The sequence below is a fragment of the Modicisalibacter sp. MOD 31.J genome (assembly GCF_020147985.1).
In the GTDB taxonomy this organism is placed as follows: domain Bacteria; phylum Pseudomonadota; class Gammaproteobacteria; order Pseudomonadales; family Halomonadaceae; genus Modicisalibacter; species Modicisalibacter coralii.
The window spans coordinates 408,746-426,268 of record NZ_JAGXFF010000001.1; the positions used below are offsets into that span (position 1 = coordinate 408,746).

Sequence of the window (17,523 nt, forward strand, 5' to 3'; positions counted from 1 at the left end):
CAAGCCGCGACTCATGGACGAGGAGAAAGAGCGATGAAGACACTCTGGCAGGGCTACCTGAACAGCTCGCTGATTCTGCGGGTGACCCTCGCCCTGATACTCGGCGTGATCGTCGGTCTGGTCGGCGGGCAGACGGCCGCCACCTGGCTGGCGCCGTTCGGCGAGCTGCTGCTGCGGCTGCTGAAGTTCCTGATCGTGCCGATCGTGCTGTTCACGCTGATGGTGGGTATCAACCAGGGCGAACGCGGCAGCCTGGGCCGCACCGGCCGCAAGCTTCTGGCGTACTACGTCGTCACCTCGGCCCTGGCGATCGTCGTCGGGTTGGCCGTGGCCACGCTGTTCGAGCCGGGCAGCGGCATGACCCTGGATCAGAGCGCGCGAATCGAGGTGCCCGAGAATCCGGGTTTCGTCCACGTACTGCTGAGCATCGTGCCCGACAACATCGTCTCGGCGTTCGCCGAGGTCAACCTGCTGGGGATCATCTTCACCGCCATCGTCTTCGGCATCGCGCTGTTGATGCTGCGTGCATCAAAACATCAGCGGGAACTGGGCGAGCACCTCTATCGGGTGATCGAAGGGCTCAACGAGGTGACTCTGCGAGTGATGGGCGGGGTGCTGCAGTACGTGCCCATCGGGGTGTTCGCGATCGTCGCCGGGACGGTGGGCCGACAGGGGCTGGACACCATTCTCTCGCTGGGCGACATGGTGGCGGTGCTCTACATCGCCCTGGCGGTGCAACTGGTCATCTATACCGGGCTCATGGGGCTGTTCGGGGTGCGCCCGGGCGGTTTCTTCCGCGAGGCACGCACGCCCATGGCCACGGCCTTCGCCACCCAGAGCAGCTCGGGGACGCTGCCGCTGACCCTCGATGCCGCGCGCCGCCTGCGACTGCCGCGCAGCATCTACGGCGTCAGCCTCCCGCTGGGGGCGACCATCAACATGGATGGCGCGGCGATCCGCATCGCGATCTCGGCGGTATTCGCCGCCAACGTGATCGGCGCACCGCTGGATCTGACCAGCATGCTCGAGATCGTGGTGATCGGCACGCTGACCTCGATCGGCACCGCCGGGGTGCCGGGCGCCGGCATCGTGATGATCGCCACCGTCTTTACCCAGGTGGGACTGCCGATCGAGACGGTCGCGCTGCTGACCTCCATCGACGCGCTGGTCGGCATGGGCTGCACGGCGCTCAACGTCACCGGCGATCTGGTCGGCACGGCGATCATCGCCCGCAGTGAACGTGGCAACGCCGGTCGATCGGACGAGACCGTCCCCGAGGCGAGTGACTAGCCCGGAGAGAGAGGGCGGCAGGGCCGCCCTCTCGGACGCGTTACAGCCGGACCAGCATCTTGCCGGTGTTGCCCCCTTCGAAGAGCTTGAGGAAGGCGTCGGGGGTGGCGTCCAGGCCCTCCTCGACGGTTTCCTTGTAGCTTATCTCGCCATTCGCCACGCGCGGGCCGACCTCCTCGAGGAACCGGGGATAGTGGTCCCAGTGATCCATGACGATGAAGCCCTCCATGCGCGCCCGGTGGAACAGCAGCTTCGACAGGTTGCTGGGGCCGGGGGTGGGGCCTTGGGCGTTGTAGCTGTCGATCAGCCCGCACACGGCGATGCGCGCGCCGAGGCGCAGGTTGTCGAGTGCTGCTTCCAGGCAGGCCCCGCCGACGTTCTCGTAGTAGACGTCGAAGCCGTCGGGACAGGCCTTGTGCAGATCGGCGGCGAGCTCGCGGGCATCCTTGCCCCGGTAGCTCACCGGCGTGACGCCGAGCGATTCCAGCCACTCGAGCTTTTGCGGGGCGCCGGCGATGCCGACCACTCGGCAACCCTTGGCCTTGGCCAGTTGCACGGCGAGGGAGCCCACCGCGCCGCTGGCGGCGCTGACCAGCACGTTGTCGCCCTCGCGCATGTCCGCGATGCGATTGAGGCCGGTCCAGGCGGTCATCCCGGGCATGCCCAGCACGCCGAGATAGGCCTGCTCGGGGACGCCCAGGTCGGGCAGCTTGTGCACGGCCTCGCCGGAAAGCTGGGCGACGTCGCGCCAGCCGGCCCCGTGGCTGACCTTGTCGCCTTCCTGAAAGCGCGCATCGCGCGAGGCGATCACCTCGCCGACCGCCGCGCCGTCGAGCGGTTCGCCGGCGACGAAGGGGTCGATATAGGTGCGCTGGCCGCTCATGCGTCCGCGCATGTAGGGATCCACCGACAGCCAGGTGTTGCGAATGCGCACCTCGCCGTCGGCCAGCTCGGGCAGTTCGCGATGCCGTAGCGCGAACAGGTCGCGCGACGGCATGCCGGTGGGGTAGTCGATGATGGTGAAGTAGTTCGATTCCATGGCAATGGCCTGTCGTTTGGTGGCTAACGGCTTACAGCCTAACGCAATGCGCCGCCATGTCACGAACACCAGCGCTCACGACTGGCGCTGCTTGATCTGTTCCTTGAGCGCGCCGGGGACCTGCTTGATGATCAGCCGGTCCTGGCTCTCGTCGTATTCGATGCCGTTGCCCAGCAGGTGCGAGTCGAAACTGATCGAGACGCCGCCGGAACGCCCCGTCAGGCGCTTGAACTGTTGCAGGGTGCGCTTGTCGGGGGGGATTTCCGGGGCCAGGCCATAGTCCTGGTTGCGGATGTAGTCGTAGAAGGCCTTGGGCTGCTGCTCGTCGACCAGCTCGGAGAGTTCGTCGAGGGTGATCGGCTCGCCGCGCCGGGCCTGATCGCTGGCATAGTCGATCAGTGCCTCGGTCTTCTCGCGACTCTGTTCCTCGGGCAGGTCCTCGCTTTCCACGTAGTCGCTGAAGGCCTTGAGCAGGGTGCGGGTCTCGCCGGTGGCATCCACGCCCTCCACACAGCCCAGCCAGTCGCGAAAGCCCTCGGCGAGCTTCTTGCCGCCGCGATCCTTGTTGTAGGCCACGTACTGGCGGGAGTTGCCGGCACGCATCTGGCCGAGGTCGATGCGCGCGGCGAGCGTCGCCTGGGCGACGTTGAGCTGCGACACGGGGGCCACCGCCAGCCGTTCGTCGATGCCGAAGCCCTCGCGATGGTGGAGCAGCGCCAGGGTCAGGAACTCGGCCTCGCCCTGGCGGTTGTGGACGAACAGCAGGTGCCCGCCGGTGGGCAGGTGGTCGTCGAGCAGGGGCCGCAGGCTCTCCGCTGCCGCTTTCGTGACGTCGACGAAGGCCTCGGCCGGCGGCGTCCCGTGGTCGTCGGCGCTGGCCAGATAGCGCGGCAAGATCGCCGCCAGGGTGGCCGACGGGGCGTCCTCGGCGAAGTAGCCCCAGGCCTTGGCCTTGGCGTGGAAACTGCTGGTCAGGCTGGCCAGCAGATCGTCCACGGGGCCCGCGTCGGTCAACACGGCAGAGGCGCTGGCCAGGCTGGCCGGCGCGTCGCTCCCGGGCTTGTCGATACGGTGGACGATGCTGTGAATAATCGGCATGACACTCGCCTGGCTGAGGATGGGGCGGCGATGGTAACTCGCCTGGGTGGCGATCAATAGCCCATCAACGAACCACCCCGCGCCGGATGGCGCGGGGTGATCGCAGGGACGTGGCCCAGGGTCCGGGAGTCGGTTCAGTCGTAGAGTTCCGCCTTGGCATCGCGCATGACGTCCTCGCAGGCGGCCTGATGGGCGAGCTGGGTGAGCAGCCCCTGGGTGACCTCGAATCCCTTGCCGAGACAGGTATCGACGTCAGTGCGGCTGACGATGGGGGTGACGTCGTAATCGATCTTCAAGGTCCTGCCGCCGCCGTCCAGCCTGTCGGCGAGCGATCGCAGACGCCAGGCGATGCGTTCCTTCCAGCTGGATGATTCTTCTGCCCCGTCGCTGACGCTTAACGTGCATTGCCACTCAGGTTTGTAGACCTTCATGAGAACCTCCTGTATCGGCTTGGTAATCACTGTTGGATCGTGACCGCTACTCCCTCTTTGATGATGTTGCCGGGCCCAGCATAGCGAAAATCCCGGTTCGGCGCAGGTGGGCCCGATCTTGCCGAGCTGCATGGGCAGTGAGTCGTCACTTCATGTCACGGTGCCGAGGCGTGCAGGCCCTGGGCGACGAGCGCATCCGCCAGCGCCCGGGACGCCAGGGCGAACTCCACCCGTGCCGCCGCCAGGGCGCTTTCATCCTTCGACGCAAAGTCGCGTTCCAGGCGGTCGAGTCGCAGCTTGGCGCAGGCCAGGCGGCGCGCCAGGGTCGTCGCGACCAGGTCGTCGGTCAGTTCGATCGTCATCGATAACGTATCCATCGGAGGCTCCTCGCCGGAAGTCAGCGGCCAGGGGATCAGGCAGTGTTCCTGGAGCGTATCAGCCGCATACCGCCATCACCGAGGCAGTAACGCTCTTGCAATATATCGACCGGAGGTAGGCTGGCTTGAGTGCGACGTCTCGGTATGCCCTGGCGACGACGCTATCGATGGCGGCTTCCCTGTCGCCACCCCGACGAGCGGGGGCGGTGGGTTCCTCGCGTGGGAGGGTCCCCTTGAATGTAGAAAGCCCCGTGGGCCGCCGTAAAGGAGCGCCGCCGGAAAATTCGCGGGACCCGTGCGGCGGCGGTTTTGCGACCCGGTCGGACGATGAATATTGCCCATGGCCGGGATCGAGGCCGCCTATGAGCCGTTACGCTCGCGGGGCGATCGCTTCGCCGCCAGCCCAGGCAGGACGGGCGCCGCGGGGCGTGTCGCCGGGGTGGCCGGCGTGTGGCTCGCGCGTGTCGCACGCTTTTCGGGCGTCCCGGTCGGCCGGGCGCGTTGGACAGCCCCGGTGGTTTCACACTATACCTCCCACGACGCGTCGCGCCCGGTCTCGCCGATGAGGGACAACATCGCCAGGCATCGCCTGTCGGGTTGCGCGGGAGCAAGGATGGACGGCCACGACCGCCGATCGAGAGCCACGGCGTGGCGGCGTGCCACGCTTTCATGACAGGAGAGTAACTACCGTGACCAGCGATGATCGCAAGCCCACGACAACCGATGCCGGGATCCCGGTCGCCAGCGACGAGCATTCTCTGTCCGTCGGTCCCGACGGGCCGCTGCTGCTCCACGATCATTATCTGATCGAGCAGATGGCCAACTTCAACCGCGAGCGGATCCCCGAGCGTCAGCCTCACGCCAAGGGCGGCGGCGCCTTCGGCCGGTTCGAGACCACCGAGGACGTCAGCCGTTACACCAGGGCGGCGGTGTTCCAGAAAGGCACGCGAACCGAAGTGGTGATGCGCTTTTCCACCGTCGCCGGCGAGCGCGGCAGCCCGGATACCTGGCGCGATCCGCGCGGGTTCTCGGTCAAGTTCTACACCAGCGAAGGCAACTACGACATGGTGGGGAACAACACGCCGGTGTTCTTCGTACGCGACCCGATGAAGTTCCAGCATTTCATCCGCTCGCAGAAGCGCCGCGCCGACAATCACCTGCGTGACCATGACATGCAGTGGGATTTCTGGACGCTGTCACCGGAGTCGGCCCATCAGGTCACCTGGCTGATGGGCGACCGCGGCATCCCCAAGACCTGGCGGCACATGAACGGCTATTCCAGCCACACCTACATGTGGACCAACGCCCAGGGCGAGAAATTCTGGGTCAAGTATCACTTCAAGACCGATCAGGGGATCGAGTGCCTGACCCAGGACGAGGCGGACCGCCTCTGTGGCGTGGACAACGACTACCACACCCGCGACCTGTATGAAGCGATCGACCGCGGTGAATGCCCGAGCTGGACGCTGTACATGCAGATCATGCCGTTCAAGGATGCCGATACCTATCGTCTGAATCCCTTCGACCTGACCAAGGTCTGGCCGCACGACGATTATCCGCTGATCAAGGTCGGCAAGCTGACGCTGGATCGCAACCCCACCGACTATCACACCGAGATCGAACAGGCGGCCTTCGAGCCCAACAATCTGGTGCCCGGTATCGGCATCAGCCCCGACAAGATGCTGATCGCCCGCGTGTTCTCCTACGCCGATGCACACCGTGCGCGGCTCGGGGTCAACTACAAGCAGATCCCGGTCAACTCGCCGCTCGCGCCGGTACACAGTTACAGCAAGGACGGGGCGATGCGCGTGAAGAACGTCAGCGACCCGGTCTATGCGCCCAACTCCAAGGGCGGGCCGGCGGCGGACGGCGAGCGTTACCCCACCGATTCCACCTGGCAGGCCAGCGGCGACATGGTCCGTGCGCCCTACACGCTGCGCCAGGACGACGACGATTACGGCCAGGCCCACGACCTGATCAACAAGGTGATGGACGAGGCGGCCCGCGACCGGCTGGTCGACAACGTGGTCGGTCACGTGCTGGGCGGCGTCAAGGAGCCGGTGCTGTCGCGGGTCTTCGAGTACTGGAAGAACATCGACGCGACCATCGGCCGGCGCATCGAGGAGGGGGTGAAGGCGAAGCTGAACTGATCCGGTCGCCTTGACCGAGACCGGGACCTCCAGCGGCCCGCCAGCCACCCGGCTGGCGGGCCGCTGTCGTCAGGGCGTGCAGCGGTAGAAATGGGCCGGCAGGAAATTGATCGGCTCGAACTCGCGGGTCACCTTGGAGAAGGTCTTGCGCAGCGTGGGCAGCAGCTTGGGCGAGAACTGGTAGAGCAGGAAGGTGCCGGCGGGCGAGATCACCTGGCGCGTCGCATTGAGGATGCTTTCGCCGACCGGGCCGGGCAGCGTGCTGAAGGGGATGCCGGCGATGACGTAGTCGACCTGACCCAGTTCACGCTCGGCGAGAATCTGCTCGATGTCGGCCGCCGAGCCATGCACCACCTGCATGCGCGGATCGGGATAGACGCGCTGGATGTAGTCGACGAAGTCCGCATTGGTCTCGATCACGATCAGCACCGCATCGGCGGGCATCTGGCGGAGGATCTCGCGGGTGAAGGTGCCCACGCCCGGGCCGTATTCGACCAGCACCCGGGTACGCTGCCAGTCGATATGGCTCAGCATGCGTCGCACCAGAAAGGGCGAGCTGGGGATGATCGAGCCCAGCATTTTCGGGTGCTTGAAGAAGTTGCGGGCGAACAGCGCCATCTGGCGGTGGCGGGGAGGGGGGGACTGGCGTCGGGTCGGCTCGTCGGGCTTCATGGGTGGCGCTCTTGGTTCGCGAAAGCGTTTGGCAACGCTGTTCATCTCACCCTAGACCACCGCACCGCTTACCGAAAGGGGGCCGGCGACGGGGAAGGCGCCGCCGGAACCGGGAGAACGGCGCGGCGGCTTGCCCGGCCGCCGTGCCGTCAGCGCCTCATTCGCCGGTCGAGTCGGCCAGTTGCTGGCGCCGGTTTCCGCCCTGGCGCTCGAGCATCCAGCCCGGGTATTCGGGGGGCAGTTCGCTGACGCCATCGAGCGTGGCGAGTTCGGCGTCGCTGAGCCGGACCCGGGTCGCGGCGACGTTGTCGTCGAGCTGGTCGATGCGCTTGGCGCCGACGATCACGCTGGTCACCGCCGGGCGATGCAGCAGCCATGCCAGGGCGATCTGTGCCACCGATACGCCGTGAGCCTCGGCGATGCCGCGCATCGCATCGATGCAGTCGTAGGCGCGCTCGACATTCACCGGCGGGAAGTCGAAGTGGGTACGGCGGCTGCCGCTCTCGGCCTGCGTGTCGCGCCCGTACTTGCCGCTCAACAGGCCGCCGGCGAGCGGGCTCCAGACCATCAGACCGAGATTCTCGCTGTTGAGCAGGGGGATCAGTTCACGCTCGAGGTCGCGCCCGGCCAGGGTGTAGTAGGCCTGCAGCGACTCGAAGCGCGCCAGCCCGTGGCGTTCGGCGATGCCCAGCGCCTTCATGATCTGCCAGGCCGCCCAGTTGGAGACCCCGACATAGCGTACGTGGCCGTGGCTGACCAGGTTGTCCAGGGCGCGCACGGTCTCCTCGATGGGCGTGGCCGGATCGAAGCCGTGAACCTGATAGAGGTCGATATGATCGACCTGCAGGCGCTTCAGGCTGGCCTTGACGCCGTTCATGATGTGATAGCGCGACAGGCCGCGCTGATTGACGCCCGGGCCGGTATCGCCGAACACCTTGGTGGCGAGGACCACGTCGTCGCGGCCCACGTCGAGATTCTTCAGCGCCTGACCGGTGATGACCTCGGCCTTGCCCTGCGAGTAGACGTCGGCGGTATCGATGAAATTGATGCCGGCGTCCAGTGCGCGGCCGATCAGGGTATCGGCGTCCTTCTGCTGCAGGTCGCCGATCTGGCTCCACAGTTCGCCTTCGCCGCCGAAGGTCATGGTGCCGAGACACAACTCGGAGACGAAAAGGCCGGTATTGCCGAACTGGCGATAGCGCATGCGATGGCTCCTCTTCAGGCCGGGAATCGTTTTCCGCCTTGCAGTATGGTCGTCACCCGCCGCCGGCGAATAGCGCGATCCTGCTGAATGCGTGTCCGATTCTATGGAGATTTCCGGGAGGAGAGTCGCGTGCCGTCTGGGCGGCCCGGTGCGTGCGACCGGGCCGGTGGTTCAGAGAGGGTCACGACGACTTGGCATTGTGCTTCGGCTTTTGCTTCTGCGACGCCGAGGCCATCTGCTCGAGTTTGTCTTCGCTCATGGAGTCGTACATCGACTTGGCGGCGCCGTCGAGTTCGCTGGCCTTCTTCTCGCCGCGCTTGGCGGCGAGCGCGGCGCCGGCGGCCTTCTGCTGGGCTGCGGATTTGGCGGGCATGGGAATGACCTCCTGTCGTCCGGGGCGCCGGTCCGGTGGCGCCGAATGACCATCGCGGGCGGGTCGCCCGCTGACCCTCAGACTAGCCGGCGGGGCGCGTCATGCCAATCGTCGGACGCCGCTCCCGGCGCAAGGCCGGGGGGCGGAGCGAGAGGCAGCGGCGGCACGTTTCAGGTCTCGGGCAGCTCGGCGTTGTGATAGACGTTCTGCACGTCCTCGAGGTCGTTGAGGGTGTCGATCAGCTTCTCGAACATCGCCACGTCGTCGCCCTCCACCGGCGTGGTGGTCTGCGGGATGAACTGGATCTCGTCGACATCGAACTCGATCTCGCCGAAGGCGTCGGTCAGCGCCTGCTTGGCCTTGGCGTAGTCGGTGTGCGGGGCGAAGACGGTGATCCGGCCGTCCTCGTTCTCGATGTCGGTGACATCGACGTCGGCTTCCATCAAGGCTTCCAGCGCGGTTTCCTCGTCCTCGCCCGGATAGGCGAGGATCGCGCAGTGATCGAACATGTGGCTGACGCTGCCCGGCGTGCCGAGCTTGCTCTTGGCCTTGTTGAAACAGGCGCGCACGTCGCCGAAGGTGCGGTTGGGATTGTCGGTCAGGCAGTCGACGATCACCATGCAGTTGCCCGGGCCGAAGCCCTCGTAGCGGGCCGGCGAGTAGTCCTCGCCGCCGCCGCCCCTGGCCTTGTCGAGCGCCTTGTCGATCACGTGCGAGGGCACCTGATCCTTCTTGGCGCGATCGATCAGACCGCGCAGCGCCAGGTTGCCGTTGGGGTCGACCCCGCCCGACTTGGCACAGACATAGATCTCGCGGCCATACTTGCTGTAGACCTTGGTCTTGGCGGCGGCCGTCTTGGCCATGGATTCCTTGCGGTTCTGGAAGGCCCTGCCCATCGTGCTTGTCCCGTCACGTCATCTGAAGGGGGGAATCTTACTCAACAAGCGCTGACGCGAACAGGGGCAATTGGTCGTCGCCATGGCGTCTCACGGGGCTGCCGAGCCATCGTCCGCGTCGTTGCGGATCAGTTCGGCGTGGCGCTCGGCGAGAAAGTGGCCCAGCGGCTCCAGGGCCTCGATGTGCTCGCTGAGCGTCTTGACCGCGACCAGCAACGGCACGGCGACGATCATGCCGACGACCGACCACAGCCAGGCCCAGAAGGAGATGGTCAAGAAGACCACCACGGTATTGAGACGCAGGCTGCGCCCGACGAAATAGGGCGTGATGAGCTGACCCTCGAGGGTGGTCAGGAGAAAGTAGGTGCCGGCGACGATCAGCGGCCACCCCAGCCAGTCGAAGGAGACGATGGCGACCACCGAGGCGATGAGGATGCCGGCCAGTGCCCCGAGATAGGGGATGAAATTGAACAGGAAGGCGATCAGCCCGAAGCTCAGCGGGCTGGGCATGCCCAGCGCCCACATGGCGGTGCCGACCGCGATGCCCAGGCCGGCGTTGATCAGGGTGATGGTGAACAGGTAGCGGGACAGCTTGCGCTCGATGTCCTGGGTGATGCGTACCGCGCGTTTCTTGTCGCGCAGGGTCGGCATGACGTGAACGATCTTCTCGTAGAACATGTCGCCCGAGGCGAGCAGGAACAGCAGCAGTACCAGGGTGAACAGGGACTGGGTGATGAAGGTGGGAATCAGGCTGGCGAGCTTCTTGGTGAGACTGTCGTCCTGGGTTTCGACCTGCTGCACCTGATTATTGTCGGACTGGGTCATCGACTCGAGTTTCTCCTTGGCGGAGAAGAAGCCGCTGAAGGGGCCGGACACCTCGTTGAAGCGAATCTCGATCTTGCGCTCGATCGCCGGCGCGTTGTTGATCCAGCCACTGACCGGCACGGCCAGGGCGGTGGCGATCATCAGCAGCCCCGCGAGCAGGGTGGACATGATGATGACCGCCGACCAGCCCTGGGAGACGCCGCGCCGGTCGAAGAAGCGGCGGATCGGGCTGAAGACCATCGAGAGCAGAAACGCCAGCACCACGGGGACGAGGAAGAGCTGGGCAAAGCCCAGGGCGAAGATGGAGAGGTAGAGAAAGATCCCGATGCCGACCCATCGGGGCATGGCTTCCATCCAGGGGCGTTTTTCGGTGTCGGGGGTCTTGCTGGTGGGGAATTTGTTCATCGTCATCGAGCCATCCGCTGTGCGTCCATTCGGGGAAAGCCGGGCTGTCTGGGGCGGGACTATGGGTCTCGCGGTCCTCGGCTCAGTATCGGAGCGTACTCGCCGGGGCGCCATTCGGGCACGCGAGGCGACTCGAACTCCTTTCGAATCGCCGGGTGCCAGCGCCGGGTGAGCCGTCCGGGGTCCTTGCGAGCGACACGCCCCAGGTGCCGGAGGCTTCAGACTAGCCGAGACGGCGCGGTGCGTGCCAGCGGCAGGGCCTTCCGGCCGTGCCGCCGACCAGCGCGATGACCGCCGATTCGCTGATGGGAAAAAGCGGAGGCGACGTTGAAGTTTGCCGCTATCGATGGCACGTAAGGGAAGAATGACTCACACGAGCAGGAGACACGCATGAAAGTGGTGACACTCAAGCGGCCCGGTGGCCTGGACAACCTGCAGCTCGGCGAGCGTGACGCGCCGGGCGAACCCGGCCCGGGCGAGATTCGCGTGCGCCTTCACGCCAGCTCGCTCAACTATCACGACTACGGCGTGGTGTCCGGGGCGATGCCCACCGAGGACGGGCGGATTCCGATGTCCGACGGCGCCGGCGTCGTCGAAGCGGTCGGCGAGGGTGTCGAGGCGTTCGCTACCGGTGATCGCGTGGTTTCGGTGTTCTTCCCCACCTGGGAGACGGGGCCCGCCACAGTGGGCGACTTCAAGACGGTGCCCGGCGATGGCGTCGACGGCTATGCCCGCGAGCAGGTGATTCGGCCCGCCGAATGGTTCACCCACGCCCCGGCGGGCTACAGCCATGCCGAAGCGGCCACGCTGACCACCGCCGGTCTCACCGCCTGGCGGGCACTGGTGGTCGACGGTGGTATCAAGCCCGGCGACAGCGTGCTGGTCCTGGGGACCGGTGGCGTGTCGATCTTCGCCTTGCAGTTTGCCAAGCAACTCGGCGCGACCGTGATCGCCACGTCGTCCTCCGACGAGAAGATCGCCCGCCTGCGGGAGCTGGGGGCCGATCACACGATCAACTACAAGGACGAGCCGGAGTGGGGCAAGCGCGTCAAGGCGCTCACCGACGGTCGCGGCGTGGATCACGTCATCGAGGTCGGCGGGCCGGGTACCCTGCCGCAATCGATCGACGCAGTGCGCATCGGTGGCCATATCGCGCTGATCGGTGTCCTTACCGGACGGGGCGGTGAAGTGCCCACTGCCAAGCTGATGGCCAAGCAGGCCAGGCTGCAGGGGCTGATCGTCGGTAGCCATCAGGAGCAGATCGAGATGATCCGCGCGATCGAGATCAGCGGCATTCGCCCGGTGATCGACCGTTCCTTCCGCCTCGACGAGATCGCCGACGCCTTCCGCCATCAGGAAGCCCAGAGGCACTTCGGCAAGATCTGCCTGGAGTTCTAAGAGGGTGTTTACAAATTAGGCGAGCGAAGGCAAGACAAGGCAAAATCGGCCGAAAAAAGGACCGGGCTGGCGTTCCAGTTTACACGGGGTAAATGAGCATTTTGACCGGGCTCGCGTACGAGGCCGATTTTAACGCCGTATTGTCGAGCGCAGGCATTTTGTAAACACCCTCTAAGCGGTATCGCAGCCGGGGCCGCGCCTTGCTTGTCGTTCGCGGGAGGGCTTGCCATCCTTGGAGCCGGTGATTAGCCAACGAACGAGGAGCACGACATGAACGTGACCTTCATCGGCCTGGGGATCATGGGGCGGCGCATGGCCGCCAACCTGCTCGATAACCCGGATGTGACCCTGACCGTCTGCAACCGCTCGCTGGGCCCGGTCGCCGAGCTGGAGGCGGCCGGGGCCAGAGCGGCCGACGATTGGACGACGGCGGTGCGCGACGCCGACGTGGTCTTCACCATGCTCGCCAGCCCCGATGTGGTGGAGGCCGTGGCCTTCGGCGACGGCGGTTTCGTGGCGGCGATGCGCGACGGAGCGCTGTGGGTCGACTGCTCCACGGTCAACCCGTCGTTCAGCCGGCGCATGGCCGAGCGCACCCGCGAACACGGCCGGCGTTTCGCCGACGCGCCGGTCGCCGGCACCCGGCAGCCCGCCGAGGAAGGCACCCTGACCTTCCTGGTGGGGGGCGACAGCGCCGATTATCAGCGCCTCGAGCCGTTGCTTCGGAGCATGGGCGAGAAGATCCTGCATGTCGGCGATACCGGCCAGGGGGCGAGCTTCAAGATGCTGGTCAATGCCATGCTCGCCCAGTCGATGGCGGTCTATTCGGAGACCGCGCTGCTCGGCGAGAAGCTCGGCTTTTCGCGGGACTTCCTCATGCAGACACTGCCCGGGCTGCCGGTATCGGCGCCGTTTCTCGCCGGCAAGGCGGGCCTGATTCGCCAGGGCGACTACCCGCCCCAGTTCCCGCTGGAGTGGATGCACAAGGACCTGCACCTGCTCGCGCTCACCGCCTACGAACACGACCAGCCGATGCATCTGGCCAACCTCGCCAAGGAGCTCTACGCCGGCGCCAAGCAGGCCGGACGCGGTCGCGACGACTTCGCGGCGATCTTCGAGTACCTCGACAACGGGTGAACGCCATTCCCTCGGCTACGCTTTGTCTGAAAAATGTCTGCGCTCGCCCATACGGCGTTAAAAATTAACTCAAAATGCTCATTTACGACTTGTAAACTGCGCTTTTTCGTCAATTTTTGCCTTGTCTGGCCATCGCTCGCCGACTTTTCAGACAGAGCTTAGTGGTCGAGCCGAAAGGAGAGCGCAAACGGGAAACGGACCGCCCGAAGGCAGTCCGTTCACGAGGGGATCACATCAGCGGGTACCTGGCGGTCACGGGCTGATGTCGTAGCGGAAATATTTCTTCATGATCCTGTCGTAGGTGCCATTGTCGCGAATGGTGGCGAGCGCCTCGTTGAACCGCTCGACGAGTGCCTTGTCGCGCTTGCGGAAGGCGATGCCGACGCCCTTGCCGAAGAATTTCTCGGGGCCCTTGATGAAGCCGCTGATGCGCTTGAATTCGCTCTTGCCCGAATCGATCTCCAGGTACTTCTCGGCGATCGGATAGTTCATGAAGGCCAGATCCAGCCGCCCGGCTCGCATGTCGGTGATGACGTCATCGATATCGTCGTAGCGACGCACGTCCAGCACATCGCCGTAGAGCTCGGTCACGTAGCGGTCCTGGAGGGTGGCGCGCTGTACGCCGACGCTCCGGCCCTCGAGCTGCTGCTTGTTGTGAATATCGATCTTGCTGTCCGCCGGGGCGATCCAGGCGCGTGGCGTGGCGGAGTAAGGGTGGGTGAACAGCACCTTACGCTCGCGTTCCGGGGTGATCACCATGGATGACATGATGGCGTCGTACTTGCGGGCCAGAAGACCGGGAATGATCCCGTCCCAGGGCTGGGTCACCCACTCGCACTGGACGCCGACCTCCTTGCACAGGGCGTTGCCCAGGTCGATGTCGAAGCCTTCCAGGGTCCCGTCGGGTGTCTTGTATTCGAACGGTTCGTAAGGCACGTCCACGGCGATGCGGACCGTGTCGTCGGCCTGGGCGCCGGTCGCCATGACGGACAGGCCGATCAAGGTGCTGGCCAAGAGCTTTTTCATGAGTCGTCTCCTTGTTGTTGCACTTTCGCGGTTGTGTTGCATTGCTGCGATCAGCACCGAAGGGGAGGCCCTTCAGCGCTGCTAGAGGCCCGGGGCCCGCCGGTCACGGGCTGATGTCGTAGCTGAAATAGGTCTTCATGATCTCGTCGTAGGTGCCGTTGTCCCTGAGGGTGTCCAGCGCATCGTTGAAGCGTTCGACCAGGGCCTTGTCGCGCTTGCGGAAGGCGATGCCGACGCCTTTGCCGAAATACTTCTCGGGCCCTTTGATGAACCCGCTGACCCGTTTGAACTCGCTGCCCTGGGCATCGACGTGCAGATGGGTTTCGGCGATCGGATAGTTCATGAACGCCAGTTTCAAGCGACCGGTCTGCAAGTCGACGATCATGTCGTCGACCGTGTCGTAACGGCGTACGGTCATGGCATCGCCGTAGAGGTCGGTGATGTACCGATCCTGCAGGGTTGCGCGCTCGACGCCGACGGTCATGCCTGCCAACTGTGGCTTGTCGTCGATATCGATGGTCCGGTCGGCCGGCGCGATCCAGGCGCGTGGCGTGGCGGAGTAAGGGTGGGTGAAAAGCACCTTGCGCTCGCGTTCTGCGGTGATCACCATCGACGACATGATGGCGTCATACTTCCTTGCCATGAGCCCGGGGATCAGGCCATCCCAACGCTGGATGACCCACTCGCATTCGACGCCGGCTTCTTTGCAGAGCGCATTGCCCAGATCGATGTCGAATCCCGTCAGTTCGCCATCGGCATCCCGGTGTTCGAAAGGTTCATAGGGGACATCGAGCGCGATGCGTACCGTGTCATCGGCGTGAACCGTACCCGTGACGATAGCCAGGCCGATCAATGAACTTGCCAACAGCTGTCTCATGACGTTGTTTCCTTGTTGTTTCACTGGTTTTCACGATGGGGCCTGATTTTTTGTTGTTCAGGGCCTCATGTCGTGTCATGGGCTGACGGTTTCCAACGCGCGTTCGATCTCGTGATTCAGGATTGCGGCTTGAGATGCGCCAGCAGCCGGCCCTCTAGGAAGCGGAACAGATAGAGGATGGCGAACGTCAGGCACAGATAGATGGCCGCGACGAACAGGAAGGCATCGAAGGGCGCGTAGAAGCGGGCATAGACGAAGCGCGCCGCGCCGGTGAGGTCCATGATGGTCACCACGCTGGCGATGGCGCTGGCGTGAAGCATGAAGATCACCTCGTTGCCGTAGGCCGGCAGCGCGCGACGGAAGGCGCTGGGCAGCACGATGCGTCGCATCATCTTGGCCCGGGACATGCCGTAGGCCCGGGCGGCCTCGATCTCGCCGCGGGGCGTGGCCTTGATCGCGCCGCGGAAGATCTCGGTGGTGTAGGCCGCGGTGTTGAGCGTGAAGGCGATCAGCGCCGGGTAGAAGGGCTTGTCGAGGATGACCCACAGCCAGGTGTCCTGGATGCCCTCCACGAAGACCACGCCGTAGTAGATGATGTAGAGCTGGATCAGCAGCGGCGTGCCGCGGAACACGTAGGTGTAGGCGAAGATCGGCCACTTCAGCCAGGGCCGGGACGAGCTGCGGCCGATGGCCAGCGGCACGGCCAGGACCAGGCCGATCAGCAGCGACAGCAGCACCAGCTGGGCGGTATTGGCCAGGCCGTGCAGGTAGTAGCCCAGCGTCTGCGCCGTGAAGATCTCGTTGCCGGCGAGCAGCTCGGTGAACCAGGCGTCGAGTCGTTCCATCATGCGCTCGTCTCCCCGAAGCCGACGTTGTAGCGTTTCTGCAGTCGCGCGAAGGCCCACTCCGAGACGCTGGCGATCAGCAGGTAGATCACCGCCACCGGGATCAGGAAGGTGAACGGCTCGTGGGTGGCCTTGGCCGCCTCCTCGGCGACGCGGACCATGTCGGTCAGGCCGATCACCGAGACCAGCGCGGTGGTCTTGAGCAGCACCATCCAGTTGTTGGACAGCCCCGGCAGGGCGTGACGCATCATCTGCGGGAAGCGGATGCGGCGGAACATCAGCGACTCGGACATGCCGTAGGCGCGGGCCGCCTCGATCTGGCCGCCCTCCACGGCCATGAAGGCGCCGCGGAAGGTCTCGCCCATGTAGGCGCCGAAGATCAGGCCGATGGTCACCACCCCGGCGACGAACTCGTTGATGTTGATGAAGATGTCGATGTCGAACTGGTCGTAGAGCCAGTCGGTGATCAGGTTGACGCCGATCTGGCCGCCGAAGAACAGCAGCATCATCAGCACCAGGTCCGGCACCCCGCGGATCAGGGTGGTGTAGAGCGTGCCGATGCGATGGAGGAGCCAGTTGCGCGACATCTTGGCGGTGGCGGTCGCCAGCCCCAGGACGATGGACAGCAGCAGCGACAGCAGGCCCAGCTCGAGGGTGACCAGGGCGCCCTGGAACAGGCGCGGCCCGTAACCTTGCAGGTCGATCATGAGACGTGTCTCCGGTGGGCTCAGAACTTGGGCGCCAGGAACTGCTTGAGACGCTCCGAACGCGGATTGCCCAGCACCTCGGCGGGGGGCCCGGCTTCCTCGACGCGCCCCTGGTGCAGGTAGATGACCTGGCTCGAGACGTCGCGGGCGAAGGCCATCTCGTGGGTCACCACGATCATCGTGCGGCCCTCGTCGGCCAGATCGCGCATGACCTTGAGCACGTCGCCGACCAGCTCCGGGTCGAGCGCCGAGGTGGGCTCGTCGAACAGCATCACCTCCGGCTCCATGGCCAGGGCCCGGGCGATCGCCCCGCGCTGCTGCTGGCCGCCGGAGAGCTGGGCGGGGTAGTAGTCGGCGCGCTCGGCCAGGCCGACCCGCTCGAGCAGGTCGCGGGCATGCGCGACGGCCTCCTTCCTGGGCTTGCCGAGGACGTGGACGGGGGCCTCGATGACGTTCTCGATCAGCGTCATGTGGGCCCACAGGTTGAAGCCCTGGAAGACCATCGCCAGCTTGGCGCGGATGCGCTCGACCTGTTTCCAGTCGGCGGGCTCGCGACCGTGGCGGGTCTCCTTGAAGCGGATTGCCTCGCCGTGGACGATCAGCTCGCCCTCGTTGGGCATCTCGAGCAGGTTCATGCAGCGCAGGAAGGTGCTCTTGCCGGAGCCGGAGGCCCCGATGAGGGAGATCACGTCGCCCTGGTGGGCCTCGAGGGACAGGCCCTTGAGGACCTCGTTGTCGCCGAAGCGCTTCTTGAGGTTGCGCACGTCGAGCGG

18 protein-coding genes are annotated in these 17,523 nt (G+C 65.3%); 4 read left to right on the forward strand and 14 right to left on the reverse strand.

Annotation, left to right across the window (positions count from 1 at the left end; translation table 11 throughout):
- Positions 1-33: 33 nt before the first annotated feature.
- Positions 34-1,290, forward strand: a complete 1,257-nt coding sequence (locus KGR00_RS01845) for a dicarboxylate/amino acid:cation symporter (RefSeq protein WP_224417895.1) — start codon at positions 34-36, stop codon at positions 1,288-1,290.
- Between the two features lie 40 nt (positions 1,291-1,330).
- Here KGR00_RS01845 and KGR00_RS01850 read toward each other — a convergent pair whose 3' ends face one another.
- The 4 genes from KGR00_RS01850 to KGR00_RS01865 all read right to left on the reverse strand — a co-directional run bounded on the left by KGR00_RS01850 (position 1,331) and on the right by KGR00_RS01865 (position 4,235).
- A complete protein-coding gene (locus KGR00_RS01850) occupies positions 1,331-2,329 on the reverse strand; it encodes an NADP-dependent oxidoreductase (protein ID WP_224417894.1) in 999 nt (332 codons plus the stop codon).
- Positions 2,330-2,404: 75 nt separating this feature from the next.
- A complete protein-coding gene (locus KGR00_RS01855) occupies positions 2,405-3,427 on the reverse strand; it encodes a nucleoid-associated protein (RefSeq protein ID WP_224417893.1) in 1,023 nt (340 codons plus the stop codon).
- A 134-nt stretch (positions 3,428-3,561) separates the two neighbouring features.
- Complete coding sequence (locus tag KGR00_RS01860; RefSeq protein WP_224417892.1) at positions 3,562-3,858, reverse strand: hypothetical protein; 297 nt, start codon at positions 3,856-3,858, stop codon at positions 3,562-3,564.
- Between the two features lie 155 nt (positions 3,859-4,013).
- Positions 4,014-4,235 carry a hypothetical protein gene (locus KGR00_RS01865; protein ID WP_224417891.1) on the reverse strand — a complete coding sequence of 74 codons (222 nt, stop codon included), beginning with the start codon at positions 4,233-4,235 and terminating at the stop codon, positions 4,014-4,016.
- 689 nt (positions 4,236-4,924) lie between these two features.
- On the opposite strand from KGR00_RS01865, the gene KGR00_RS01870 reads away from it, so the two are divergent.
- The gene (locus KGR00_RS01870) at positions 4,925-6,385 is read left to right on the forward strand and encodes a catalase (RefSeq protein WP_224417890.1); all 1,461 of its coding nucleotides are present in this window, start codon (positions 4,925-4,927) and stop codon (positions 6,383-6,385) included.
- A 69-nt stretch (positions 6,386-6,454) separates the two neighbouring features.
- Here KGR00_RS01870 and KGR00_RS01875 read toward each other — a convergent pair whose 3' ends face one another.
- The 5 genes from KGR00_RS01875 to KGR00_RS01895 form a co-directional block, all read right to left on the reverse strand.
- On the reverse strand, positions 6,455-7,057 hold the full coding sequence (locus KGR00_RS01875) for an rRNA adenine N-6-methyltransferase family protein (RefSeq protein WP_224417889.1): 603 nt from the start codon (positions 7,055-7,057) through the stop codon (positions 6,455-6,457).
- Between the two features lie 157 nt (positions 7,058-7,214).
- A complete protein-coding gene (locus KGR00_RS01880; RefSeq protein ID WP_224417888.1) occupies positions 7,215-8,261 on the reverse strand; it encodes an aldo/keto reductase in 1,047 nt (348 codons plus the stop codon).
- A gap of 181 nt (positions 8,262-8,442) precedes the next feature.
- On the reverse strand, positions 8,443-8,634 hold the full coding sequence (locus KGR00_RS01885) for a DUF3008 family protein (protein WP_224417887.1): 192 nt from the start codon (positions 8,632-8,634) through the stop codon (positions 8,443-8,445).
- A gap of 170 nt (positions 8,635-8,804) precedes the next feature.
- Entirely contained in the window at positions 8,805-9,530 is a 726-nt protein-coding gene (locus KGR00_RS01890) for a YebC/PmpR family DNA-binding transcriptional regulator (RefSeq protein ID WP_224417886.1), read from the reverse strand.
- A gap of 90 nt (positions 9,531-9,620) precedes the next feature.
- A complete protein-coding gene (locus KGR00_RS01895) occupies positions 9,621-10,766 on the reverse strand; it encodes an AI-2E family transporter (protein ID WP_224417885.1) in 1,146 nt (381 codons plus the stop codon).
- 384 nt (positions 10,767-11,150) lie between these two features.
- Between KGR00_RS01895 and KGR00_RS01900 the strand changes: the two genes are divergently transcribed.
- A complete protein-coding gene (locus KGR00_RS01900) occupies positions 11,151-12,158 on the forward strand; it encodes an NAD(P)-dependent alcohol dehydrogenase (protein WP_224417884.1) in 1,008 nt (335 codons plus the stop codon).
- Between the two features lie 270 nt (positions 12,159-12,428).
- Positions 12,429-13,295 (forward strand): NAD(P)-dependent oxidoreductase, encoded by an 867-nt coding sequence (locus KGR00_RS01905; protein WP_129139420.1) that lies wholly within the window; start codon positions 12,429-12,431, stop codon positions 13,293-13,295.
- A gap of 252 nt (positions 13,296-13,547) precedes the next feature.
- On the opposite strand, the gene KGR00_RS01910 is transcribed toward KGR00_RS01905, so the two are convergent.
- The 5 genes from KGR00_RS01910 to KGR00_RS01930 all read right to left on the reverse strand — a co-directional run.
- Positions 13,548-14,321: a transporter substrate-binding domain-containing protein gene (locus tag KGR00_RS01910; protein ID WP_224417883.1), complete on the reverse strand. Its 774-nt coding sequence runs from the start codon at positions 14,319-14,321 to the stop codon at positions 13,548-13,550.
- 103 nt (positions 14,322-14,424) lie between these two features.
- A complete protein-coding gene (locus tag KGR00_RS01915; RefSeq protein ID WP_224419821.1) occupies positions 14,425-15,198 on the reverse strand; it encodes a transporter substrate-binding domain-containing protein in 774 nt (257 codons plus the stop codon).
- A gap of 116 nt (positions 15,199-15,314) precedes the next feature.
- On the reverse strand, positions 15,315-16,043 hold the full coding sequence (locus KGR00_RS01920; protein WP_129141420.1) for an ABC transporter permease: 729 nt from the start codon (positions 16,041-16,043) through the stop codon (positions 15,315-15,317).
- On the reverse strand, positions 16,043-16,750 hold the full coding sequence (locus KGR00_RS01925) for an ABC transporter permease (RefSeq protein WP_224424106.1): 708 nt from the start codon (positions 16,748-16,750) through the stop codon (positions 16,043-16,045). Before KGR00_RS01925 ends, KGR00_RS01920 begins: the two co-directional genes overlap by 1 nt.
- A gap of 20 nt (positions 16,751-16,770) precedes the next feature.
- On the reverse strand, positions 16,771-17,523 hold a 753-nt coding region (locus tag KGR00_RS01930; RefSeq protein ID WP_239032071.1), incomplete at its 5' end, for an ATP-binding cassette domain-containing protein.